Source organism: Streptomyces sp. NPDC002835 (genome assembly GCF_053591995.1).
The window spans coordinates 44,713-65,978 of the sequence record NZ_JBSFUW010000023.1 but is presented as its reverse complement, the minus strand read 5'-3'; the positions used below and the strand labels follow the sequence as shown (position 1 = coordinate 65,978).

At 71.2% G+C, this 21,266-nt stretch carries 23 protein-coding genes; 17 read left to right on the top strand and 6 right to left on the bottom strand.

Translation table 11 applies throughout. The features are described 5' to 3' along the window. The first annotated feature begins 15 nt into the window (after positions 1 to 15). From ACWD01_RS23595 to ygfZ, 6 genes are all read left to right on the top strand, one after another. Positions 16 to 858: a hypothetical protein gene (locus tag ACWD01_RS23595; protein WP_451164769.1), complete on the top strand. Its 843-nt coding sequence runs from the start codon at positions 16 to 18 to the stop codon at positions 856 to 858. Continuing rightward, complete coding sequence (locus ACWD01_RS23590; protein WP_451164768.1) at positions 855 to 1,682, top strand: hypothetical protein; 828 nt, start codon at positions 855 to 857, stop codon at positions 1,680 to 1,682. The genes ACWD01_RS23595 and ACWD01_RS23590 overlap by 4 nt, the downstream gene beginning before the upstream one ends. A gap of 80 nt (positions 1,683 to 1,762) precedes the next feature. Then, complete coding sequence (locus ACWD01_RS23585) at positions 1,763 to 2,650, top strand: hypothetical protein (protein WP_451164767.1); 888 nt, start codon at positions 1,763 to 1,765, stop codon at positions 2,648 to 2,650. A gap of 244 nt (positions 2,651 to 2,894) precedes the next feature. After that, positions 2,895 to 3,467: an FABP family protein gene (locus ACWD01_RS23580; protein WP_451164766.1), complete on the top strand. Its 573-nt coding sequence runs from the start codon at positions 2,895 to 2,897 to the stop codon at positions 3,465 to 3,467. 70 nt (positions 3,468 to 3,537) lie between these two features. After that, complete coding sequence (locus tag ACWD01_RS23575) at positions 3,538 to 3,975, top strand: Fur family transcriptional regulator (protein ID WP_451164765.1); 438 nt, start codon at positions 3,538 to 3,540, stop codon at positions 3,973 to 3,975. Positions 3,976 to 3,984: 9 nt separating this feature from the next. Next, the gene (gene ygfZ, locus ACWD01_RS23570; RefSeq protein WP_451164764.1) at positions 3,985 to 4,956 is read left to right on the top strand and encodes a CAF17-like 4Fe-4S cluster assembly/insertion protein YgfZ; all 972 of its coding nucleotides are present in this window, start codon (positions 3,985 to 3,987) and stop codon (positions 4,954 to 4,956) included. A 17-nt stretch (positions 4,957 to 4,973) separates the two neighbouring features. Here the strand turns inward: ygfZ and dtd are convergent, their stop codons facing one another. Continuing rightward, positions 4,974 to 5,411, bottom strand: a complete 438-nt coding sequence (dtd, locus tag ACWD01_RS23565) for a D-aminoacyl-tRNA deacylase (RefSeq protein WP_451164763.1) — start codon at positions 5,409 to 5,411, stop codon at positions 4,974 to 4,976. A gap of 169 nt (positions 5,412 to 5,580) precedes the next feature. On the opposite strand from dtd, the gene ACWD01_RS23560 reads away from it, so the two are divergent. The 3 genes from ACWD01_RS23560 (at position 5,581) to ACWD01_RS23550 (ending at position 8,545) form a co-directional block, all read left to right on the top strand. Continuing rightward, a complete protein-coding gene (locus tag ACWD01_RS23560; protein WP_451164762.1) occupies positions 5,581 to 6,192 on the top strand; it encodes an RsiG family protein in 612 nt (203 codons plus the stop codon). A 65-nt stretch (positions 6,193 to 6,257) separates the two neighbouring features. Further along, a complete protein-coding gene (locus ACWD01_RS23555; RefSeq protein WP_451164761.1) occupies positions 6,258 to 7,238 on the top strand; it encodes an asparaginase in 981 nt (326 codons plus the stop codon). Between the two features lie 62 nt (positions 7,239 to 7,300). After that, positions 7,301 to 8,545 (top strand): GNAT family N-acetyltransferase, encoded by a 1,245-nt coding sequence (locus ACWD01_RS23550; RefSeq protein ID WP_451164760.1) that lies wholly within the window; start codon positions 7,301 to 7,303, stop codon positions 8,543 to 8,545. A gap of 79 nt (positions 8,546 to 8,624) precedes the next feature. Here the strand turns inward: ACWD01_RS23550 and ACWD01_RS23545 are convergent, their stop codons facing one another. Further along, the gene (locus ACWD01_RS23545; RefSeq protein ID WP_451164759.1) at positions 8,625 to 8,813 is read right to left on the bottom strand and encodes a hypothetical protein; all 189 of its coding nucleotides are present in this window, start codon (positions 8,811 to 8,813) and stop codon (positions 8,625 to 8,627) included. A 280-nt stretch (positions 8,814 to 9,093) separates the two neighbouring features. Here ACWD01_RS23545 and ACWD01_RS23540 point away from each other — a divergent pair, with 280 nt between their 5' ends. The 3 genes from ACWD01_RS23540 (at position 9,094) to ACWD01_RS23530 (ending at position 11,931) form a co-directional block, all read left to right on the top strand. Then, a complete protein-coding gene (locus tag ACWD01_RS23540; protein ID WP_451164758.1) occupies positions 9,094 to 9,984 on the top strand; it encodes a GntR family transcriptional regulator in 891 nt (296 codons plus the stop codon). Positions 9,985 to 9,986: 2 nt separating this feature from the next. Beyond that, positions 9,987 to 10,763: an HAD family hydrolase gene (locus ACWD01_RS23535; RefSeq protein ID WP_451164757.1), complete on the top strand. Its 777-nt coding sequence runs from the start codon at positions 9,987 to 9,989 to the stop codon at positions 10,761 to 10,763. Between the two features lie 88 nt (positions 10,764 to 10,851). Then, positions 10,852 to 11,931: a phosphotransferase family protein gene (locus ACWD01_RS23530; protein WP_451164756.1), complete on the top strand. Its 1,080-nt coding sequence runs from the start codon at positions 10,852 to 10,854 to the stop codon at positions 11,929 to 11,931. Positions 11,932 to 11,947: 16 nt separating this feature from the next. On the opposite strand, the gene ACWD01_RS23525 is transcribed toward ACWD01_RS23530, so the two are convergent. Both ACWD01_RS23525 and ACWD01_RS23520 read right to left on the bottom strand, forming a co-directional pair. After that, positions 11,948 to 12,721, bottom strand: coding sequence for an ABC transporter permease (locus ACWD01_RS23525; protein WP_451164755.1), 774 nt, complete (start codon positions 12,719 to 12,721; stop codon positions 11,948 to 11,950). Beyond that, on the bottom strand, positions 12,714 to 13,751 hold the full coding sequence (locus ACWD01_RS23520) for an ATP-binding cassette domain-containing protein (RefSeq protein ID WP_451164754.1): 1,038 nt from the start codon (positions 13,749 to 13,751) through the stop codon (positions 12,714 to 12,716). The genes ACWD01_RS23525 and ACWD01_RS23520 overlap by 8 nt, the downstream gene beginning before the upstream one ends. A 126-nt stretch (positions 13,752 to 13,877) precedes the next feature. Here ACWD01_RS23520 and ACWD01_RS23515 point away from each other — a divergent pair, with 126 nt between their 5' ends. From ACWD01_RS23515 to ACWD01_RS23505, 3 genes are all read left to right on the top strand, one after another. Then, positions 13,878 to 14,723, top strand: coding sequence for a TetR/AcrR family transcriptional regulator (locus ACWD01_RS23515; protein ID WP_451164753.1), 846 nt, complete (start codon positions 13,878 to 13,880; stop codon positions 14,721 to 14,723). An 8-nt stretch (positions 14,724 to 14,731) separates the two neighbouring features. Further along, positions 14,732 to 15,340, top strand: coding sequence for a TetR family transcriptional regulator (locus ACWD01_RS23510; protein WP_451164816.1), 609 nt, complete (start codon positions 14,732 to 14,734; stop codon positions 15,338 to 15,340). Between the two features lie 98 nt (positions 15,341 to 15,438). Continuing rightward, on the top strand, positions 15,439 to 16,341 hold the full coding sequence (locus ACWD01_RS23505) for an aldo/keto reductase (protein ID WP_451164752.1): 903 nt from the start codon (positions 15,439 to 15,441) through the stop codon (positions 16,339 to 16,341). 288 nt (positions 16,342 to 16,629) lie between these two features. On the opposite strand, the gene ACWD01_RS23500 is transcribed toward ACWD01_RS23505, so the two are convergent. Both ACWD01_RS23500 and ACWD01_RS23495 read right to left on the bottom strand, forming a co-directional pair. After that, on the bottom strand, positions 16,630 to 17,538 hold the full coding sequence (locus ACWD01_RS23500) for an aminoglycoside phosphotransferase family protein (RefSeq protein ID WP_451164751.1): 909 nt from the start codon (positions 17,536 to 17,538) through the stop codon (positions 16,630 to 16,632). A 75-nt stretch (positions 17,539 to 17,613) separates the two neighbouring features. Next, a complete protein-coding gene (locus tag ACWD01_RS23495; protein WP_451164750.1) occupies positions 17,614 to 17,886 on the bottom strand; it encodes a DUF6228 family protein in 273 nt (90 codons plus the stop codon). Positions 17,887 to 18,150: 264 nt separating this feature from the next. On the opposite strand from ACWD01_RS23495, the gene ACWD01_RS23490 reads away from it, so the two are divergent. Both ACWD01_RS23490 and ACWD01_RS23485 read left to right on the top strand, forming a co-directional pair. Beyond that, complete coding sequence (locus tag ACWD01_RS23490) at positions 18,151 to 18,969, top strand: TnsA-like heteromeric transposase endonuclease subunit (RefSeq protein ID WP_451164749.1); 819 nt, start codon at positions 18,151 to 18,153, stop codon at positions 18,967 to 18,969. Beyond that, entirely contained in the window at positions 18,966 to 21,266 is a 2,301-nt protein-coding gene (locus tag ACWD01_RS23485; RefSeq protein ID WP_451164748.1) for a transposase, read from the top strand. The genes ACWD01_RS23490 and ACWD01_RS23485 overlap by 4 nt, the downstream gene beginning before the upstream one ends.

Here is a 21,266-nt window from a genome sequence, read left to right as displayed (position 1 = left end):
TCAGGGGGGCCACTTTTGGATACGCACGCCAACCACGTGCCGCCGGACCCGGAGCCGGCACCCGACGCGCCACCGGCGCCGCCGACGCCTCCGCTCGACGAGCCGGAAGCGACCGCCGTACCCGCCGTACCGGCGCCGCGCGTGCGCCGGCGCGGCCGGACCACGCTGCTGATCGCCGTCGCCGCGGTGCTCGGTGTCGTGGCGGGGACGGTCACCGGATACGCCGTCCAGTACCACCGCGACCCCACGCCGCTGCCGGCGCTGTCGCAGCCGGACATCAGGACGCCGAAGCCGGTCCAGGCGGACAGGAACACCACGGCACGGTCCGTTTCGGTGAACCGCTGGGTGAAGACCGACGGTGATCTGCGGAAGCTGCTGGTTCCGAAGCCGAAGGGTACGAAGCACGAGCAGAAGCCGGGCTGGGAGGACCTGTACGCGTTCGCGACGTGGTTCGAGTACGAGGACGAGGTGTTCCAGGACCTGGCCGGGCACGACTTCCGCCGGTCCGCGACCGTCGCCTGGTCGAAGGGCAGCGAGGTCTACGTCGACGTCAGGCTGGTGCAGTTCCGGGAGACCGCCAAGATCAACGCGGAGGACTTCGCCGAGGGCCAGCACGAGTACCTGGTCGAGGACGACTGGGCGGGCAACGAGGGCGAGCCGATCCCCGGCAGCGCGAACGGCCGCACCTATGTGTTCGACGAGCCGCACCGCGAGGCCGGATACGAGCCCTTGTACGAGGGCCGGGCGGTGGCATGGCGAGGCGACATCGTGATGATGATCACTTACCACAACAACTCGGGGCCGATCGACGCGAAAGAACTGAAGTCGCTCGCCAAGCGTCAGTTGGAGCGACTGTGACCGTAGAGAACGAGTACGCGCACGCCGAGCAGCCCGAAGCCGGCGTAGCCGACGCGACCGGCGAGCAGAGCGGACCGACGGTGGCCCCGGTCGCTCCCGCCCGGCGCCGCCGCTTCCCGGTGGCCGTCGTCGCCACCGCCGTGAGCCTGGCGCTGGTCGCCGGCGCGGGCGCCTGGGGCTGGTCGGTCCTGAAGGACGCGGACCGCACCGCGCCCACCACCGTCTGGGCCCAGCCCGCAGAGAACCCCGAGCGTGACCTTCCGTCGCTCGAACCCGACGGCCTCGCCGCCCAACTGCTGCCGGTGCCGAGGGCCTGGGTGCTGGGACCCGACGTCGACGAACACGGCAACGACACGGTGATCGATGCGCAGCGCGCCGTCGCGCTGGTCAAGCAGGGGTCGCGCGGTCTGCCCAGCGCTCAGCGCAAGCAGCACGACAAGGCCGTGGAGAAGCTTCGTATCAAGGGCCTGGCCATGCGCAGCTACCGCCCGTCGCAGTACCCCGAGTACGTGGTGGAGACGCGTCTGACGCAGCTGGAGAACACCAAGGCCGTCGGCGATCTGGCCGCGTTCCGGAAGTCGCTTGCCGACGCGCTCGACAAGTTCCGGAAGGGCCCGAAGATCGAGGGCCACCCCGACGCCCGATGCCATCTGATGCCCGTGACGAAGGACCTCGAGCTCGACGGCATGATGTGCAGCGGCCACGTGGGCGAGGTGCTGGTGACGATGTACGCCTACGGCAACAAGTCGCTACCCAAGAAGACGATCGCCGACATGGTCCGCGATCAGCTCGACCACATCGCTTCGCCCGGGGAGTCCGTGTGACCGACGCCAACGCCACCACGACACCGCCTCCGGATCCCACCGAGCCGGCGTCTACTGAGGCGCCGTCTACCGAGGCGCCCGTGGACGCGGCACCCTCGCAAGCCTCCGGGCCGGTCGCCTCCGGGCCGGTCGCTCCCGAGCCCGTCCCCTCCGAGCCTGTCCCCTACGAGCCCGTCGCTCCCGAGCCCGTGCCCTCCGTGCCGCGGGACCGGCGGAAGCTGCGGGCCGCGCTGCGGTGGACGGCCGCCGTGGTCGTCTTCGCGGCGGTCGGCACCGGCGCCGCCCTCGGCATCGCCGAGCAGGAGCGCACCGACGTACCCGGCCTCTCCACGCTGGGCGATGGACGCTGGGAGTATCCGCCGCTCTCCCGGCCCACGCTGCCGCCCGGCGCCCCGCTCCCCTTCGCCCAGGAGAACCTCGGCGAGATCCACTACGCCGACCTGGAGCAACTGCTGCTCCCGGCGCCGGCGGGCGCCACGCCCGAGCCGGACCTGGGCGGCGAGCGCAGCCGGGTGCCGGTCGACAAGTACCTCGGGCAGTACGCCGCCGACGACCGCGAGGCGCTGCGCGAGCAGCTCACCGAGGGCGGTCTGCGCCACATCGCGGCGCGCGGCTGGTCGGTGCCGGACGGCACGTCGGCACGGATCTTCCTGCTCCGGTTCCACACCTCCGCGCTCGCCGGCCACTTCTTCAGCGAGCAGCTGGGAGGTGCGCCCGACACGACGGTGCGGCCGACCGGTGTCGAGGAGCTGTCCTCGTTCGACACCAAGTACGACAGTGCGGCGCGGGTCACGTCCACCGAGCGCTACGTGTACGACGAGGCCGCACCCCGCGGCCCGGTCCACGTCCGGCACGCGTACATCATGGCCGGCGACACGGTCGCCCTGGTCGCGGTCTCCCGGAAGGGCGCCGCGCCGCTCGTCCCCTTCCACCAGACCGTGGTCCTGCAGAACCAGCTCCTCGGCTGATCGACGCGAGGGCGACCTCACGGAACGGGCCGGAACCCGGCGCACTAAGCTGGGGGCCGGCCCGCTTTCGCCTTCACGCTCATTCGAGGAGCACCCCGTGATCGTTTTCTTCGAAGCTCTGCTCGTTCTGGTCTGCGTCGGCGTCCTCGCCTTCGCCGGTCTGACCGTGAAGAAGCTGTACCAGGGCCAGCGGTAGTCACCACCTCCCGCACCACTCGACCCCTAGAGATCGACAGAGCTGCTCATGATCGAGATCCCGTCCGACCTGAACCCGGACCTCGTCCCCCTCGCGTTCCTGCTGGGCACCTGGGAGGGCGCGGGTGTTTCGGACTTCCCCGGCGCCGAGAAGTGCAACTTCGGCCAGTCAGTGACCTTCAGCCACGACGGCCGGGACTTCATCGAGTACGTCTCGCACTCCTGGGTCCTCGACACGGAGGGCAACAAGGTCAAGCCGCTGGAGAGCGAGAGCGGCTACTGGCGGATCGACAAGGACCGCAAGGTCGAGGTCGTCATGGTCCGTGACCAGGGCATCGTGGAGATCTGGTACGGCGAGCTCGCAGACCAGAAGCCGCAGATCGATCTGGCGACCGACGCCGTCGCGCGCACCGCGGCCTCCGGCCCGTACACCGGCGGCAAGCGGCTGTACGGCTACGTCAAGAGCGACCTGATGTGGGTCGGTGAGAAGGCCACCCCCGAGGTGCCGCTGCGGCCGTACATGTCGGCGCACCTGAAGAAGGTCGTCACGCCCGAGCAGGTCGAGTCGTGGGCCAAGGACCTCGGCGATCTGCCCGACGACGGCATCGCCTTCTTCAAGTAGGCCCCTTTTTCCAGTAGCCCTCTTCGGACGGCAGCCGGACGCGGCGGGCCCGGCTGCCTACACTGGGGGCGTGGTGAGCACCGACTGGAAGAGCGATCTGCGGCAGCGCGGTTACCGGCTGACTCCGCAGCGCCAGCTTGTCCTGGAGGCCGTCGACGCCCTCGAGCACGCCACTCCGGACGACATCCTCGGTGAGGTGCGCAGGACGGCGTCCGGTGTGAACATCTCCACCGTCTACCGGACGCTGGAGCTGCTCGAGGAGCTGGGCCTGGTCTCGCACGCCCACCTCGGGCACGGTGCGCCCACCTACCACCTCGCCGACCGGCACCACCATCTCCACCTGGTGTGCCGCGACTGCGGGGACGTGATCGAGGCGGACGTCGAGATCGCCGCGGAGTTCACCGCGAAGCTGCGCGACACCTTCGGCTTCGAGACGGACATGAAGCATTTCGCGATCTTCGGCCGCTGCCGCGACTGCACCGTGAAGGCGGCGCGGGCCGAGTCGTAGGCTGGGGCCATGTCACCGACCAGCCCTCTGTTGTCCCTGCCCGGTGCGGTCCCCGCCGAAGGGCGTGACGAAGGGGTCGCCGCGCACTACGGCGACCTGTTCCGTGAGCAGCGATCCCTCGCCTCCGGCCAGGGCTTCGTGGATCTGTCGCACCGCGGTGTCATCACCGTCACCGGCGAGGAACGGCTGAGCTGGCTGCATCTGCTGGTCACCCAGCACATGAGCGAGCTGCCCGCCGGACAGGCCACCGAGGCGCTGATCCTCTCCGCGCACGGCCACATCGAGCACGCGCTCTATCTCGTCGACGACGGCGAGACGGTCTGGGCGCACGTCGAACCGGGCACGCGCGAGGCGCTCCTCGCCTACCTGGAGTCGATGAAGTTCTTCTACAAGGCCGAGGTCGCCGACCGTACGGACGACATCGCGGTCGTCCATCTGCCGGCCGGGTCCATCGCCGAGGTCCCGGACGGCGTCGTCGTGCGGGAGACCGCGTACGGCCGGGACCTGTTCCTGCCGCGCGCCGAACTCGAGGCGTACGCCGAGCGGACCGGACCGGCCGCGGGAATCCTCGCGTACGAGGCGCTGCGGGTGGAGAACCACCGGCCGCGGCTCGGCTTCGAGACCGACCACCGCACCATCCCGCACGAGCTGGGCTGGATCGGCAGCGCGGTGCATCTGGAGAAGGGCTGCTACCGCGGTCAGGAGACCGTGGCGCGCGTCCACAACCTGGGGAAGCCGCCGCGCCGGCTGGTCTTTCTGCACCTGGACGGCAGCGAGGTGCACCTGCCCGCGCCCGGCACGCCCGTCCACCTGGCCTCCGAGGGCGAGGAGGGCCGCCAGCTCGGCTTCGTCACGACGGCCGTCCGCCACTACGAGCTGGGGCCGATCGCGCTCGCGCTGGTGAAGCGCAACGTGCCGGTGGACGCCGCACTGCGGGTCGGGGACACGGCCGCCGCACAGGAGCCGGTCGTCGAGCCCTGAGGCCCTGAGGTCCTGCCTCAGACCTCGATCAGCACGGTGAACGGGCCGTCGTTCGTGAGCGAGACCCGCATCTTCGCTCCGAACCGGCCCGTCTCCACGTGCGCGCCGAGCGCCCGCAGCTGCGCCACCACCTCGTCGACGAGCGGCTCGGCCACCGGGCCGGGCGCCGCCGCGTTCCAGGTGGGGCGGCGGCCCTTGCGGGCGTCCCCGTAGAGGGTGAACTGCGAGATCACCAGCAGCGGCGCGCCCACGTCCGAGCAGGACTTCTCGTCCTCGAGCATACGAACCGACCATAGTTTCCTGGCCAGTTGGGCAGCCTTCTCCTTTGTGTCCTCGTGGGTGACCCCCACCAGCACACACAGCCCCTCGCCGGTGATCTCACCGACGGTCTCCGGTCCCGACTCGCCGGGCACCACGACGCTCGCGCCGTCGACCCTCTGTACCACTGCTCGCATGGAGAGCAACCTATCGGGGCCCGTACGGGCTGCCATTCAGGGCCGAACGGGTGCAGAACGCCTGCGTCGGTACGTATCGGAGTGGCACCATGCACCAAGGCGGTGCAAACCCCTCGGCCCTTCGGGCCCGGGGAGCCCGTGCACCGGTCGAGGGGACGGACATACGCACATGACCATTTCTGGCGCCGGGCAGTCGCTCGGTCCCGTACCGACCAGCCTGCCGCAGGGCATCGGGACGGCACGGCCGCCGCGGCAGCGCAGCGGCGCGGAGCTGCCCGAGCACCCGCAGCACGATCTCACCGCCCTGCGCCTGCCCGAGCTGCGCGCACTGCGCCGCGACGCGCAGCGCGACGAGGCCGACCTGAGCTATGTCCGGAGACTGGTCCAGGGCCGGGTCGACATCCTGCGGGCCGAACTGGCCCGCCGCAGCGACCCCGGGGCGCCCGGCACGCCGGTGGTCGACCGGCTGGTCGGCGACCGGCTGTTCCTCGCCGACGCGCCCTCCCGGCGCGGCTCCTCGGCCCGGCACGTCACGCTCTCCACGCCGCACGGCGAGGAGTACCGGCGGCTCGCGTCCGAGATGCTCGACGAGGTCGGCCTCTCCGACCTGGAGGCCCGTACGGACGAGGAGCTGCGGTCGGCGATGGCCCGGCTGCTCGGCTACGAGGAGCACGTCTCGCACCGCCGCCGGCTGCTGCAGCGGACCGCCGACGATTGCAGTGCCGAGATCGCCCGCAGGTACCGTGAAGGTGAAGCACAAGTCGACGACCTGCTCACCTGAGGCCGGCCGGGGTCATCCCGCCGAGGCGGCCGTCCGGCGCGGGTCCCTGCCCCGGAAGGCCGCCGATGTCCTCCCTGTCCTCCTCCAGCGCCACCGCCATACCGCCGGCGCCGCCGGTTCTCGTCGAGGTCGTCCGATCGGGCTTCGTGGAGGGGCACCACCGGGGCTCGCTGGTCGTCCTCGCGGCCGACGGCAGCGTGGAGACGGCCGTGGGCGACCCGGCACTGCCCGTCTTCCCGCGCTCGTCCAACAAGCCGATGCAGGCCGCGGCCGTGCTGCGCGCCGGTCTCGACATCGACGGGGAGCGGCTGGCGCTCGCCGCCGCCAGCCACTCCGGCGAGGGCTTCCACCTCGAACTCGTACGGAAGATGCTGGCCGGTTACGGGATCACGGCGGACGAGCTGCAGACCCCGCCGGACCTGCCGCTGGACCCGGCGGAGGCCGAGACGTACCTGGCCGCGGGCCAGGTACGGGACAAGGTCACCATGAACTGCTCCGGCAAGCACACGGCCATGCTCGCGGCGTGCGCCGTGAACGGCTGGGACCGTACGAACTACCTGGACCCCGCGCATCCGCTCCAGCAACTGGTCCGCACCGTGGTCGAGGAGGCCGCGGGCGAGCCGGTCTCCGCGGTCGGCACCGACGGCTGCGGCGCCCCGCTGATGGCCGTCTCGCTGACCGGCCTGGCCCGGGCCTTCAGGCACTTCGTGCTCGCCGGGCCCGGCTCGGCGGAGCGCCGGGTCGCGGACGCGATGCGCGCCCACCCCGAGTACGTCGCCGGTACCCGCCGCCCCGACACCTGGCTGATGCGCGAGGTGCCCGGCACGCTCTCCAAGATGGGCGCGGAGGCGGTACAGGCGGTCGCGCTGCCCGACGGCCGGGCGCTGGCCTTCAAGATCGACGACGGTGCGACCCGGGCGCTGGGCCCGGTACTGGCGCGGGCGCTGCGGCTGATGGGCGTCGACGCGCCCGTGGTCGACCGGATCGGGCACATGCCGCTGCTCGGCGGCGGCGTGGAGGTCGGCTCGATCCGGGCGGCGTTCTGAGCCGTTCCGGGGTGGTGGAAAACCGGATGCGGGGCGCTTGCCCGTCTGCCTAGCGTGGCGGCATGAGCGTCGAAACCCGCCTGGTCACCGAATCAGAGTTCCCCGACTGGCTCAGGGCGCTGTCCACCGGCTTTCTGCGGCCTCCGGTGTTCACCGACGAGGAGATCACCGAGCGCCGGGCGAGCATGGACCTCGGCCGGGTCCGGGGCGCGTTCGACGAGGGGCGGTGTGTGGCGACGTACCGTTCCTTCGCGCAGGAACTCACCATGGCCGGCGGCGCCCGGCCGGCGGCGAGCGCCGTCTCGAACGTCACCGTCTCCCCGACGCACCGCCGCCGCGGTCTGCTCAGCCGGATGATGGAGGCCGAGCTGGCCGAGGCGAAGGAGCGCGGCGAGGTCGTCTCGACCCTGATCGCCGCCGAGTACCCGATCTACGGCAGGTACGGCTACGGCCCGGCCACCACGACCGTCGAGTGGTCCGTGGACGTCCCCCGAACCGGCCTGGACCCGCGCTGGTCGGGCCCGGACGACGGCGGCCGGGTCGACCTGGTCGACGGCACGGACGTACGCAAGCTGGGCCCGGAGCTCCACCGGCGGCTGGCGGCCGCACAGCACGGCGTGGTCGACCGGGACGAGCGCTGGTGGCAGGTCAACACCGGTGCGGTGCGGATGCCCGCGTTTCCGTGGACGGAGCCGTTCTACGCGGTGTACCGCTCGGCGGACGGCACGGTCGAGGGGCTGCTGACGTATGTGGCGGACGAAAAGTGGGGCGACGGCAAGCAGCCCCTGAACACCGCCACGGTGCGCGACCTGATCGCGCTCACCCCGGGCGCCGAGCGCGCCCTGTGGCACTTCGTCTGCTCGGTCGACTGGATCACCACCGTCCGCACCGGCTACCGCGCCCCCGACGACCTGCTGCCCCACCTCCTGCCCGACCCGCGGGCGGCGCGCGTCGTCACCCATGCGGACTTCCTGTGGCTGCGGCTGCTGGACGTCCCGGCGGCGCTGGAGTCCCGTACGTACGCGACGTCCGGGAGCCTCGTCCTCGACGTGCAGGACTCCGCGTCGCTCGCCGGCGGCCGTTTCCGGCTCGACGCGTCCCCGTCCGGCGCCGCCTGCGTGCCGACTTCGCAGTCGCCGGACCTGACGCTGGACGTGCGGGTGCTGGCTACGCTCTGCCTGGGCGACGAGTCCGCGTCCCGCCTCGCGGCCCTCGGCCGGGTCGACGAGCACCGTCCGGGCGCGGTCGCCCTGGCGGACACGCTGTTCCGCACGGCGCGGCGGCCGTGGTGCCCGGACGTGTTCTGAGCGGCGGCCGGGGTCCGTGTCAGGGCCGCCGGCCGGCGGGTCCGTTTCTACGGCGGCCGCCGGCCGCCGGCCCCGCGGGTCACTGACCGGGCTGGGTCAGCAGCAGGACGAGGATGACCGATCCGATGACGGTGCAGGCGGTGCTCCTGGCCTTCAGCCCGACGGTCAGCATGGCCAGACCCACCACGCCCATGGCGCCGTACTTCCACTGGACGAGCTGCTCGAAGCCGAGGGCGAAGGTTGCGAGTACAAGTGCGATCAGAGGCATGGGGGTCCCCTCCTTCAAAAGGGTGGGGAGCGCCTTCTGCCCGCACGCCGTTGTCACTGGCTGGGGCGCCCCGTGGAAGTTCGCTCGAGCAGCCAACTTCCAGTCAATTTCGGGGAGTTGGCCTAGGACTTGTCTTCCCACTTCTTGTATGTCGGTAAACTTGTACGACTATCGGTCAAGTTGATTGACCGGGATGTGTCCGTTTCCTGAAATTGGACCGGTCTTATGGACTTCGTCAAGTCAATTACGGCTGGGCTGCGTGTAGTTGTACGGTGATGGTGTGGCAACCCACGGACAAGCAGGCGACAGCAGGAAGTACGAGTACGTCGCGGAGGAGCTGCGGACCCGCATCCGCGACGGCGTCTACCGGGCCGGGAAACTGCTTCCCACGCAGCGTCAGTTGGTGGACGACTTCGACGTGTCCCGTGCGACGGTCACTGCGGCGCTGCGCCTGCTGAGGGACGAGGGGCTGATCGAGTCCCGCCAGGGCAGCGGGGCCCGCGTCCTGCCTGCCGAGGAGCGGTCAGAGCCCTCCGTCCCGCACCGGCCGTCCGGCCCCGCGCTGCCCGCCCTGGAGACGCTCCGGCCCCACCTGCAGGCGGCGTTCGAGGCCGATCACATCACCATGGACGTCTTCTCCCTGACCTCGGAGACGATGAACCGGCATCTCGGAGCCCAGGTCACCCGGATCCACGACGGCGTGATCCGGCCGCAGAGCATCTCGCTGCGCCTGATGGTCCCCGACCCGAAGATCCGGCTCGCCTTCCCGGCGTCGCTCGCCGACCCGGAGGACGAACGGCCGCGGCAGCGGCATCGTGACACATTGATCCAGTGCTCCAGGTCGTTGCGGTACGAACTGCGTACGCTGAAGCGGCAGCGGCTGGTACCGGAGGTCTCGGTCCGCATCAGGACCGTGCCACTGACGCCGACCGGCAAGATGTACCTGCTGAACAAGGATCTGCTGCTCGAGGGCTACTACACCCTGGAGGGCACGGATCCGGACCCGGTCGAGGGCGAGGAGGACGAGGGCACAACCCTCAACTCTCTCGGACTCGGCGCGACGCTCTTTCCGTATTCCAAGCCTGACCAGGCACTGAAGGTGGAGACGGCGCAGACCTTCTTCGACTCCTATTGGGACCTTCTGGCCCAGGATGCGGACTTCGGCGACTGATCGTGCCACCCACCGACACCAACACCAACACCAGTGTGGACACCGAGCCCTGGCCTGAAACAGGCACCGGCGGCGACGGCGGGAACCCGGCATGGGGCCTGCTCTCCGGGGCTTCACTGGTCGTCCTGGACTTCGACAAGATCGTGTGCGATCTGTTCGTCCGCAGCCCGGCCGACAGGATCGCGGAGCGCCTGAGCGAACTGGCCGGTTCCGAGGCATGCGGCAGGGCGGGCGTCACCGGCCTGACTGATCCGCTCGTCGTCTTCACCCGGCTCCACGCCGCCCACCGGGACACTGCTCCCGCCCTGGTGGCCGCCGTCAGGGAACGGCTGGACGCCGAGGAGGTGGCGGCCGCCGAGTCGGCCACGCGTATGCCGGGAGCCGCCGCGGTGATGGAGGAACTGGCCGGCCTCGGCAAGGAGACGGCCGTGGTGTCCAACAACTGCGAACTCGCGGTGCAGACCTTCCTCAAACGCCACGACCTCGAGAAGCACATCACCGCCGGTGTCGTCGGCCGGCCCGAAGAGCCGGACCTGATGAAGCCGAACCCGTTCGGGCTGCTTCAGGTGGTGCACAGCGCCGGCGTGCGCCCCGCCGACAGCGTGATGGTCGGCGATTCGCGGGCCGACGCGGGCGCGGCGCAACGCGTCGGCATGCCGTTCGTCGGCGTCCACCCCGACAAAGGCAGATGGCGCCGTCCGCAGCCGGTCGATGTCGCGCACGCCGTGCCCGACATGACATTCCTGCTTCCGGACTTTGTTGCGTCGCGGCGGGTTTGAGCCTCTGGCTACTGCTGGGTATGAAGATGATCGGCGGTCGGGGACGGCCCGCCGCCGGTGTCGTCGGACCTGAGACCGCAGGAGCCGCATGCCCGATGTAGCGCGCAGCGACTCCGGCCGTGTCGTGGACAACTGGGTCTCGCTGTACCGGACGGCCGCTGAAGGGGTTCCGCTCACCGGCTACTACCACCGCAATCACTGCGTGCGGCTGCCCTCCGGCCCGGCACGCTCGGTGGCGCTGCCCGCGGGCACGATCGTGAAGTTCCGGACCCCGATCACCGAGGCCGCCCAGCTCAACTTACGGATATGGCCCGAGGGGGAGATACTCGGCGCCATCCGCGGCCGGGTGACGGGCAGCCCCCGGGTGCTCGCCGACCGGCCGGGCTTCACCGTGCACTCGTTCGCCGAAGGCCGGTCGCTCGCCGACCTGGTGGGCCGCGACGCCCCGGTCGGGCGCGCGTGCATCGACTCGCTCGGCGGGATCTTCCGGGAGCTGGCCGCCGTTCCGCCGGCCTTGCTGCCCGCCTGCCCCGACGACTGGCCGCAGGACGGCGACTGCGCCGGCTTTCTGCGCACGCTCGTCGAGTTCACCGAGAGCGAGGTGAAGGGGCGGCACGGCAAGGACCACCAGGCCCTGTTCGCCGCACTCCGGGTCCCGGACGGCGCCTTCACCCGGCTGCTGGAACGCGCGGACCCGCTGGGCGAGCGCCCCTTCGTGCTGCTGCACACCGACATCCACCGCGGCAACCTCATCGTCGGCCCCGACGGCGGGCTCTCGCTGATCGACTGGGAACTCGCCCTGTTCGGCGACCCCGTGTACGAGCTGGCCTCGCACCTGGCCCGGATGCGGTACGCGACATGGCCGGAGCGGCGGGCGGCGCACCGGGCCTGGCGTGCGGCCCTCCGCCATGTGCACCCCGCGGCGCTCGCGGGGCACCGCCGGGCGCTGAGGGTCTATCTCGACTTCGAGCGGCTGCAGTCGGTCCACATCGATGTGATCAGACTGGCGTCGGACTTCTCGCGCTGCCCGGACAGGGCGGGACGCGACCGGATCGTGGCCGGGATCGAGTCCGTACTGCGGGCGGCGCGCGGACCGCTCGGGACCCGGCGGGCGCCGAGCGGGCGGCGGATAGCGCGGGCACTGGCCGAGACCGCCGGCGGGACGTGACCGACGGGGCCTGGTCTCACGCCGTGCGCACCTTGAACAGCACCCCCGACAGCGCCACCGCCACCGCGAGGATTCCGCCGCACCACGCCAGCGCCAGCCAGGGCGCGGAGCCCACCGGCTGGTCGTGGAGGAGGCCGCGGAGGGCTTCGATCAGCGGGGTGACCGGCTGGTGGTCGGCGAAGCCGTGGAGCCAGGTCGGCATCGTCTCGATGGGGACGAACGCGCTGCTCGGATAGGGCAGGAACATCATGAAGAAGGTGAAGCCCGCCGCCGCCTCCGGCGTCCTCGCCAGGAGGCCGACCGCCGCCGAGAGCCAGGACAGCGCCACCAGGAACACGACCAGGATGCCTCCGGCGGCGAGCCACCCGGTCAGGGGCGCCGAGGGGCGGAAGCCGATGAGGAGGCCGACGCCGAGGACGAGCGCGGTCGAGAAGAGGTTGCGCACGGTGCTGGCCACGACATGGCCGGCCAGGATCGACGTGGCGCTCACGTCGAGGGAGCGGAAGCGGTCGATGATGCCGCCCTTCATGTCCTCGCTGACCCGGACCGCCGTGCCGGCCGAGCCGAAGGCGGAGCACAGGACGAGGATGCCGGGTACGACGTAATTGACGTACTGCGTACCGGTGTTGATCGCGCCGCCGAAGAAGTAGACGAAGACCAGCATCAGCATGACCGGCAGCATCATCGAGGTGATGACGGCGTCGACGTTGCGGCGGCTGAGGCGGACGCAGCGGCCCGTCATGGTGAGGGCGGGGGTCAGCAGGCCGGCGGCGCCGGGGGACTCAGACATGGGTGTGCTCCTCCTGGCGGCGCGCGCCGGTACGGGTGAGGGACAGGAACACGTCGTCGAGCGTCGTCGTGTGCAGGGAGAACCGGGCGACGTCCCGCCGCTCGGGGTCGATCTCGTCGAGCAGGGCGCGGACGAGGGCGGCCGAGCCGTCCGTCGGCACACCGAGGGTGAGGGTCTCGGGGGAGCGGTGCACGGCCCGGTCCTCGTGCCGCAGGTAGGCGGCCGGGTCGGTGAAGACGAGGTCCAGGCGGTGGCCGCCGACCGTCGCCTTCAACTGCGCCGCCGTGCCCTCGCCGACGATGCGGCCGGCGTCCATGACGGCGATGCGGTCGGCCAGCCGGTCGGCCTCCTCCAGGTACTGGGTGGTGAGGAAGACGGTGGTGCCGCGGGCGGAGAGGCCGCGCACCACCTGCCAGAGCTCCTGGCGGCTGCGCGGGTCGAGGCCGGTCGTCGGCTCGTCCAGGAACACGACCTCCGGTTCGCCGACGAGCCCGGCGGCCAGGTCGAGCCGGCGGCGCATACCGCCGGAGTACGTCACCGCGAGGCGGTCGCCGGCGCCGGTGAGGTCGAAGCGTTCGAGCAGTTCGGCGGCGCGGTGGCGGGCGGCCCGGCGGGACAGGCCGCTGAGGCGGCCCATCATGCGGAGGTTCTCCACACCGGTCTGCTTCTCGTCGACCGCCGCGAACTGGCCGGTGAGGCTGATGGCCCGGCGTACCCGGCCGCGTTCGGCCGTCACGTCGTGTCCGGCGACCCGGGCGCGTCCGGCGTCGGGGGCGGTGAGGGTGGCGAGGATCCGCACGATCGTGGTCTTGCCGGCGCCGTTCGGCCCGAGCAGGGCGAAGACGCTGCCGCGCTCGACCAGCAGGTCCACGCCGTCGAGCACGGTGACCTTGCCGTAGGTCTTGCGCAGGCCGCGTGCGTCGACGGCCGCGCCGGGGGCCGGTGCGGCAGTCGGGGTGGTGGCGGGTTTCGTGGCCGGCGTCGTGGCCGGTTTCGTGGCGGCGAGGGGCGGCGGTCGGTGAGTGCTCATGGCGGCGGACTCCTTCTGCGTATGGGATACGCGCTACTGCGTAAGGGTTACGCATTACTAGGATGTACGTCAAGCACGAGAAGACGGCGGCGACACCGAGGCAGCGGTCAGAGGGCGGCGGAGGCGATGGCGGGCGACGGACGCGGGCGCGGCCCGGGAGGTGCGCGGACCGGCACCGGGCTGCCCGCGAGCATCGAGGCGGCGTGGGGGCTGCGGGAGCGGCCGGGCAAGGGCCCCAAACCGGGGATCGGCATCGAGCGGATCGTGGCGGCAGCCGTCGCCCTCGCGTCGGCCGAAGGGGTCGGCGCGGTCTCCATGGGGCGGGTCGCCAAGGAGCTGGGCGTCTCGACGATGTCCCTGTACCGGTACGTCGCCGCCAAGGACGAGCTCTACATCCTGATGCAGGAGGCGGCCGTCGGCCTGCCGCCGGCCCCGCCCCCGCCGGGGACCGGCTGGCGCGAGGCGCTGACGGCCTGGGCCCGGGCGCAGCGCGAGGTGTTCCACCGGAATCTGTGGGTGCTGCGCATCCCCATCTCCGGCCCGCCGGCCACCCCCAACTCGGTCGCCTGGTGGGACCGCGGCCTCGCCGCCCTGGCCGGCACGGGCCTCGACGAGGGCGAGAAGCTCTCCGTGATCCTGCTGGTCGGCGGCTTCGTGCGGAACGAGGCCATGCTGATGGCGGACCTGGGCGCGGCGATCGCGGCGAGCGGCGAGCCGCCCGAGGCCGTCATGCGCCGCTACGGGCAGACCTTGGAGCGCTTCGCGGACCCCGAGCGCTATCCGGCGCTCGCCCGGCTGCTCGAATCGAAGGTGATGTACGAGCCGGACACCCAGGACTTCGATTTCGTCTTCGGCCTGGAGCGCCTGCTGGACGGGGTCGGCATGCTGATCGACAGCCGCGCGCGGGGCGATGGCGAAGCGTGCGACGGCCGGGCCGGCGGCGCCGCGCCCGGGGAGGGCGGTGCGGCGTGAGCGGCGAGATGGGGCTGCGGGAGCGCAAGAAGCGCCTCACGTACCGGGCGATCTCGGACGCCGCGATCGCGCTCTTCCTCGAACGGGGCTTCGACGCCGTCTCCGTCGCCGAGGTCGCGGCCGCGGCGGACGTCTCGAAGCCGACGCTGTTCCGGTACTTCCCCACCAAGGAGGACTTCGCGCTGCACCGGTTCGCCGACCACGAGGACGAGGCCGCCCGCGTGGTCACGGCCCGTCCGGCCGGCGTCGCGCCGCTCGACGCCCTGCGCCGCCACTTCCTCGACGGGCTGTCCCGGCGCGACCCGGTGACCGGCCTGAACGACGAACCGGGCGTACGCGCCTTCCACCGGCTGCTCTACGGCACCCCGAGCCTGGTGGCACGGCTCCATGCCTACCGGGGCAGATCCGAGCACGCGCTCGCGGAGGCACTGCGCGGCGCGGGCGCGGAGGAGCTTCCCGCCCGCCTCGCGGCGGGTCAGATCGTGGCCGTGCAGCGCATCCTCGCGGAGGAGAACTGGCGCCGCATCGAGTCGGGCGAGCCCGCGGCCGACGTGGCGCCGGACGCGCTGGCGGCGGCGGAGCTGGCCTTCGCGCAGTTGCGCACCGGGGTCCGGTAGGACTGCCGCCGACCGGGCGGCGATTGCAGAGGCGGAGGCGCGCGGACCGCACCCGGCGGGCCCCGGAGACCGGCGGGGCCGCGTGGCAGACTTCCGGGATGACTTCGGAGACGATCGACGCGGCGGCGGCCGGGAGTTGGACGCTGGGGGACCTGAAGGTCAACCGGATCGGGTTCGGCGCGATGCGGCTGACGGCGAAGGCGGACGGGAGTCCGAGTGACCGGGACCGGGCCGTCGCGGTGCTGCGGCGGGCGGTCGAGCTCGGGGTCGATCACATAGACACCGCCGCGTTCTACTTCTCGTCCACGCGCTCCGCGAACGAGCTGATCAACCGGGCGCTCGCGCCGTACCCGGACGACCTCGTCATCACCACCAAGGTCTGGCCGGGTCGCGACACGTCGGGGGACTGGTGGTGGGCCAGGCCGGAGCAGCTGCGCGGCCAGGTCGAGGAGAATCTGCGGCAACTCGGGCGCGACCACCTCGACGTGGTGAACCTGCGGATGCCGCGGAGCCAGGAGAACGGCTCCCTCGCCGACCACTTCGGGGCGCTCGCCGAACTGCGGGACGCCGGACTCGTCCGGCACCTGGGCATCTCCCACGTCAAACCGCGGCACCTGGCCGAGGCGCAGGCCATCGCGCCGGTGGTCTGCGTACAGAACCCGTTCGGGGTCGGGGCGTCGGCCGAGCACAACGCGTTCCTGGACGCCTGCGGTGAACAGGGCGTGGCGTTCGTGCCGTTCTTCGCCGTCGCGGGTGCCGGGCGCGAGGCCGGCGTGAGCGGCACGGAGCGCGACGAGGTCCTCGCCGTCGCCCGCGCCCACGGCGCGAGCCCCGCGCAGGTCCGGCTCGCCTGGACCCTGCAGCGCGGCCCGCACGTACTGGCGATCCCGGGCACCGGCGACCCGGCCCACCTGACCGAGAACGTGGCGGCCGGCGCCCTGCGGCTCTCGGACGACGAGATGGCCCTGCTGACGTCGGCCGGCGGGGAGCCTCAGCCGTAGCGGGGCCCGTCCTGGGGATGGCGGGCGAGCTTCTCCGCGTTCGTTCCGGGTCCGGGGCGAGCGCGGTCGTGGGCCAGGTCCAGGCCGGCTGCTCGACCCCGCTGATCCGCAGGTCGTCCCCGTCGCCGGTGCGTTTCCGGGATGGAAGTCCCGGTGCAGGAAGCAGCCTTCGTGGCCGTGCGGGTCCCGGCGGTCCACGCCCGGTGGGCGGGCGGCCGGTCCGGCTCCGCCGACCGCACCCGGTGGGTCTCCGCCAACTGGCGGGCGAGCAGCGTGGACCGGGGACGTTCAGCGCGCAGCGGCGTCAGTGAGGATCGCCTCGAGGCGTGCCCGGCATTCCGCGACGAAGGCGGGGAACGTGTGCCAGTAGTACGAGACTCCGCTGACGCCGACCGCGACGGCCCAGGCACGGGCGCGGGTCCAGGTCACCTCGTCGAGGTCCAGGGCGTCCCGGTAGGCATGCCGTGCCTGCGGCGGGAAGTCCCAGAGGGTGGCGTGCTCGGCGTCGGGAAAGCCGACCGAGAGTCCTCCGAAGTCGATGACCGCGTGGAGCCTGCCGTCCCGTACCAGGAGGTTGGTCGGCTTGAGGTCGCCGTGGAGCCACCCGTGAGGCCCGGAGGGCTCCGGCAGCGCGAGCCCTGCTCTCCACAACTGCTCCAGGGCGTCGACGTCGAGTTCAGAGCCCACGATGGTCCGGCACTCGTCGAGACACCTGCTGACCCACTCGTCACACGGCACCAGGCTGCCGCCGCGGTACCAGCTGAGGCCATCGGCGCGAGTCGCTCCCATGAGGTCGATGCGATGGAGCTCCCGCACGACTGCCGCCAGGTCGGCTCCGAAGGCGGACCAGTCCCGGACGGTGTCCGGGCCGGCCTCTTCGCCGTCGATCCAGCGGTGGACCGACCAGACCAGCGGGAAGGCGTCGGTGGGCGTCCCGGCGTGGACGGGCTCGGGGATCGGACATGGCAGGAGGGGCGCCAGGCGGGGAAGCCATTCCTGTTCCTTGCGCAGGGACTGTCCGTTGTCGGCGGTGCGTGGAAGCCGCACGAGCAGGTCGTCGCCCAGCCGGTACATGGTGTTGTCCGTGCCCGCGCCCGCGGGCGACAACGGCAGGTCGGCCCACTGCGGGCGCTGTGCCTTCAGCAGTGACCGGACGAGCGTCTCGTCGGCCGGGATCTCATTCGCGTGAAGCGTCACGCCGGAAGTCTGACCGCCGGGTGGGGCGGGAGGCCAGTGAGTTTTCGTCGGCTCGGGCCCTCGAAGGGCGGCCCCTCACCTGGCGAGGAAGTGCCGGACGTCGGCTGCGAAGGACGCCATCTGCTCCCCGGCCTCCACCCACGTGGTGATCGCCGCGCTCCACCCGCCGGCGGCCTTCGGCCATGGGCGGAGCGTCCAGGTCAGGCCGACATGCCCACCGGCCCGGAACACGGCCGAGACAGCCAGGTTCCGGTCGTCGGTCTGCCAGCTCCGCTCACCGTCCCAGCCCTGGAGCCCAGATCTCGACCGCGTAGTGCACGGAGTCCTCGTCGAGTCTGAACCGGTCACGAAGTGGTCATGAGCCGAACGCCAGATCAGCGCCCCACCCGCCGTCACCGGGGTCTGTGCGGCCTCCCTGCCTCAGTAGGTGAGCCTGAGCACGATAGTTGTCGTTAACCTCCCACCCCGACCTGGCCCTTCTTGAAGCACTGAGCACGATATCTGTCGCCGAATTCGCATCGTTGTTGACGTGTTACGTGCTTTTTGCAGGCAAGTTGTCGCCAACTTCGAAGATCGCTCCTCCGGCGGGATGCGTACGGCTTACCTGGGACTATGAGCGATATCCGGGGCTCCTTGTGGTCCCACAGCTGTACGTGGACAGATCTGCTGGTCCCTGTCTCGCTGGACGCGGGGCGGGGCGACCTGGACCTGTCCGATGGCTGGACGGGTCGGTGGACCGCGACGTGGAAGTACGCCGGGGACGAGATTGCGGGGCCGGTCCGGCACCTGGGGCAGGTGCCGGTGGCGAGCCGTGGGCCGATGCGGGGGTTCACCTGGCGACGGGAGCAGCGGCACCGGCCCGGTCTGGAGTCCCTGGTGTCGACGGGGCGCCTGCATGGGTTCGAGAGCCTCGAAGAGGATCAGCTGCTGGTAGCTCTGGACTTTGCCGGTGATCTGGTGGAAGTGCTGTCGCAGCCGTTGCGTATCCGGTTCCGTGCGGTGGAGAAGTGGCGCAACCACACCCCGGACTTCTTCGCCGTCACGCGGGCGGGGAGCTGGCTGATCGACGTGAGGCCCCGAGACCTGATTGAGCCCGAGGACCTGGAGTCGTTCGCGGCCGCGGAGGAAGTGGCGTTGGTCTGCGGGTGGCACTACGCGGTCGCGGCCGAGTGGTGTCCGCATGTGCGGTCCACACTCGGCGCGTTGTACGGGAAGCGCCGTCCGACACGCGACGTGCTCGGCATTCAGGCCGATCTGCTTGCTCAGGTCGAAGAGGGCGCCACGTTCGGAGAGTTGGCGTCCGCGCAGAGGTACTGGCCGGTGGCACGGGCCCAGTTGCTGCACCTGTTGTGGCATCGCAGGCTCGGGATCGACCTTGCTCAGCCGTTGACGGACAGCTCGCGGGTGGTGCTGGCGGAAGGCATCTCATGATGGGGGCGTCGGCACTGGATCTCTCGCCCGGAGCGGGCGTGGTGCTCGACGAGGTGGAGTGGCTGGTCGAACGGCAGGAGCCGCATCTGGGGCGGGTCCACCTGGTGCGTGCGGACGGCGAGCGCCAGCGGGCGAGCTTCCGCTTCCTGGTCAACCACCCGCGTTGTCGGCCGTCGTCGCGTACAGCGGCGGAGGGCGCCAACCGTGGGCGGCAGCCGGCTTCGTGGAGTGATGTGAAGCCGGAGAAGCGGCCCTTGATGGAGCAGCGCTTCGCGCATCTGATGGAGGTCAACTGCGGCTTCCGCAGTGGTGATCCGTTCCGTCCCGAGCCGGGGGAACCGCACCCTGAGTACGACCCGGACCGTACGACGCTGACTGAGCGGCGCGCTGCGAAGGCCGCTGAGTTGTCGGCGCTGAGGCCCGAAGAGGCCAAGTTGCTTCTGGGCGTCGCGCACGTCGGGGTGCGCACGCTGGAGCGCTGGGAGCGCAGGCGCAGGAAGTACGGGATCGTGGGCTGCGCCGATCACCGGTGGCTGCGGGCGAGCGGGGGACACCCGAGCGTCAGCGAGGAGGTTCGCGAGGCGATCTTCGCGGTCAGGGCGGAGACGCAGCACCACCGGTCCCGGGTGAGCGCACGCACTCGCGAGAACATGATTCGTCGCTATGTGCGGGAGACATTCGAGAACGAAGACGAGGACGGGGACGAGAGCGAGAAGATCGAGGTCCCCAGCTACCACACGCTGCTGCGGGTGTGGAAGGAGTGGTTCGGGCCGGGCGGCGCCCGACAGAAGTACGAACGCTCGGCCGAACTGCCCACCAAGAACGGGCATGTGCTCGTGACCCGCCCCGGCCAGGTCGTTGCGCTGGACACGACGATCCTGCCGGTGATGGTCCGCGAGAACGTTTTCGGTGACCCGGTCACCGTCCACCTCACTTTGGCGTTGGACGTCTACACCCACTCCATCTGCGCGTTCCGGCTCACTCTGGTGTCGGACTCCTCGGTGGACGTCGCGATGGTGCTGCGCGACGTCATGCTGCCGCTGCCCATGCGGGAGGAGTGGGGCGAGGACATGGAGTGGCCGTATCCGGGGCTGCCAGCCGCCATGGTCTCCGAGTTCGCCGGGTACGAGGTGGCCGGGCTGCCGTTCTTCACCCCCGAGACCGTCACCTCCGACCACGGTTCCGTCTACCGCAATCACCATCTGGTCGATGTCCAAGAGGCGATGGGCTGCCGGATTCTTCCGGCGCGCGTGCTGCGCCCGCAGGACAAGAGCGCGGTGGAGCGCGTCTTCGGCAGTATCCGCTCGCTGGTGTTCGAGAAGCTGGCCGGTTACACGGGGGTTGACGTCTCCGATCGCGGCGCGGACCCGGAGGGCGATGCGGTGCTGACCCTGGCCGAGATGGAACACTTGATCGCGACCTGGGTCGTGAAGGTCTGGCAGAACCGCAGGCTCGGCGAGTTCGCGCCCAGCTGGGATCCCGGCGGTGACCACAGCCCCAACACCCTGTTCGCCGCCTCCTTCGCCCAGGAGGGCTTCGACCTGGACATTCCCTCCCCGGAGACGTACTACCGCTTCCTGCCCGAGCACCACGTGAAGCGGATCCACCGGCGGGGCGTGAAGGTCAAGGGGCTCTGGTACGACGCCGCGTTACTGCACCAGCCCGACATGAACTCGGCGCGCGGGGGCCGCTACAAGCAGCACTGGGTCATCCACCGCGAACCCCGCGACCGGCGGGTGGTGTACTTCCAGGATCCCGACAGCCATGAATGGCACGAACTGCGCTGGACGGGCCTGCCGCCGGAAGGCGAGATGCCGGCCTTCGGTGACGCACGGGTCGAGGAACTCCTCACCCGCGTACGGGAAGCAGGCCTCAAGCCACGTTCTGACAGCGAGCTCGTCCCCAAACTCCTGTGGATGCTGGGGGCCGTCGACCCGGTCGCGAAGTGGCCGTCCCAGCTGACCAAATCCCAGCGGACGCAGCACGCGCGCGAGATCACCCAGGCCCAGGCGGCTGCTGCGGACCGACCGCAGCAGCCGCCGAAGCTGAACAAGCCACAGCTCCTGACTGCCGTCGGCGCACCAGATACGGAGCCGTCGTGGCGGGAACGGGCCCGGGAGGCCACCGAGAGCCTGGACGCGCATCGGCGCCGACGGCGTGAGACGGCCAGGCCAGCGCAGCAGCCGTCGGCACCCGCCCCGCTGGGATCGAGCCGCCGCGGCCGCAACCTCTTCGTCATCGCCGACGACGATGACGGATCCGACGAACCGGACCCGCAGCCGACGGAGGAGACGTGA

Excerpts from the sequence above, each read along its gene's own strand:
- ACWD01_RS23580 (WP_451164766.1), top strand. The coding sequence starts at position 2,895 with ATGATCGAGATCCCGTCCGACCTGAACCCGGACCTCGTCCCCCTCGCG.
- ygfZ (WP_451164764.1), top strand. The coding sequence starts at position 3,985 with ATGTCACCGACCAGCCCTCTGTTGTCCCTGCCCGGTGCGGTCCCCGCC.
- dtd (WP_451164763.1), bottom strand. The coding sequence starts at position 5,411 with ATGCGAGCAGTGGTACAGAGGGTCGACGGCGCGAGCGTCGTGGTGCCC.
- ACWD01_RS23560 (WP_451164762.1), top strand. The coding sequence starts at position 5,581 with ATGACCATTTCTGGCGCCGGGCAGTCGCTCGGTCCCGTACCGACCAGC.
- ACWD01_RS23555 (WP_451164761.1), top strand. The coding sequence starts at position 6,258 with ATGTCCTCCCTGTCCTCCTCCAGCGCCACCGCCATACCGCCGGCGCCG.
- ACWD01_RS23550 (WP_451164760.1), top strand. The coding sequence starts at position 7,301 with ATGAGCGTCGAAACCCGCCTGGTCACCGAATCAGAGTTCCCCGACTGG.
- ACWD01_RS23545 (WP_451164759.1), bottom strand. The coding sequence starts at position 8,813 with ATGCCTCTGATCGCACTTGTACTCGCAACCTTCGCCCTCGGCTTCGAG.
- ACWD01_RS23530 (WP_451164756.1), top strand. The coding sequence starts at position 10,852 with ATGCCCGATGTAGCGCGCAGCGACTCCGGCCGTGTCGTGGACAACTGG.
- ACWD01_RS23525 (WP_451164755.1), bottom strand. The coding sequence starts at position 12,721 with ATGTCTGAGTCCCCCGGCGCCGCCGGCCTGCTGACCCCCGCCCTCACC.
- ACWD01_RS23520 (WP_451164754.1), bottom strand. The coding sequence starts at position 13,751 with ATGAGCACTCACCGACCGCCGCCCCTCGCCGCCACGAAACCGGCCACG.
- ACWD01_RS23515 (WP_451164753.1), top strand. The coding sequence starts at position 13,878 with ATGGCGGGCGACGGACGCGGGCGCGGCCCGGGAGGTGCGCGGACCGGC.
- ACWD01_RS23510 (WP_451164816.1), top strand. The coding sequence starts at position 14,732 with ATGGGGCTGCGGGAGCGCAAGAAGCGCCTCACGTACCGGGCGATCTCG.
- ACWD01_RS23505 (WP_451164752.1), top strand. The coding sequence starts at position 15,439 with ATGACTTCGGAGACGATCGACGCGGCGGCGGCCGGGAGTTGGACGCTG.
- ACWD01_RS23490 (WP_451164749.1), top strand. The coding sequence starts at position 18,151 with ATGAGCGATATCCGGGGCTCCTTGTGGTCCCACAGCTGTACGTGGACA.
- ACWD01_RS23485 (WP_451164748.1), top strand. The coding sequence starts at position 18,966 with ATGATGGGGGCGTCGGCACTGGATCTCTCGCCCGGAGCGGGCGTGGTG.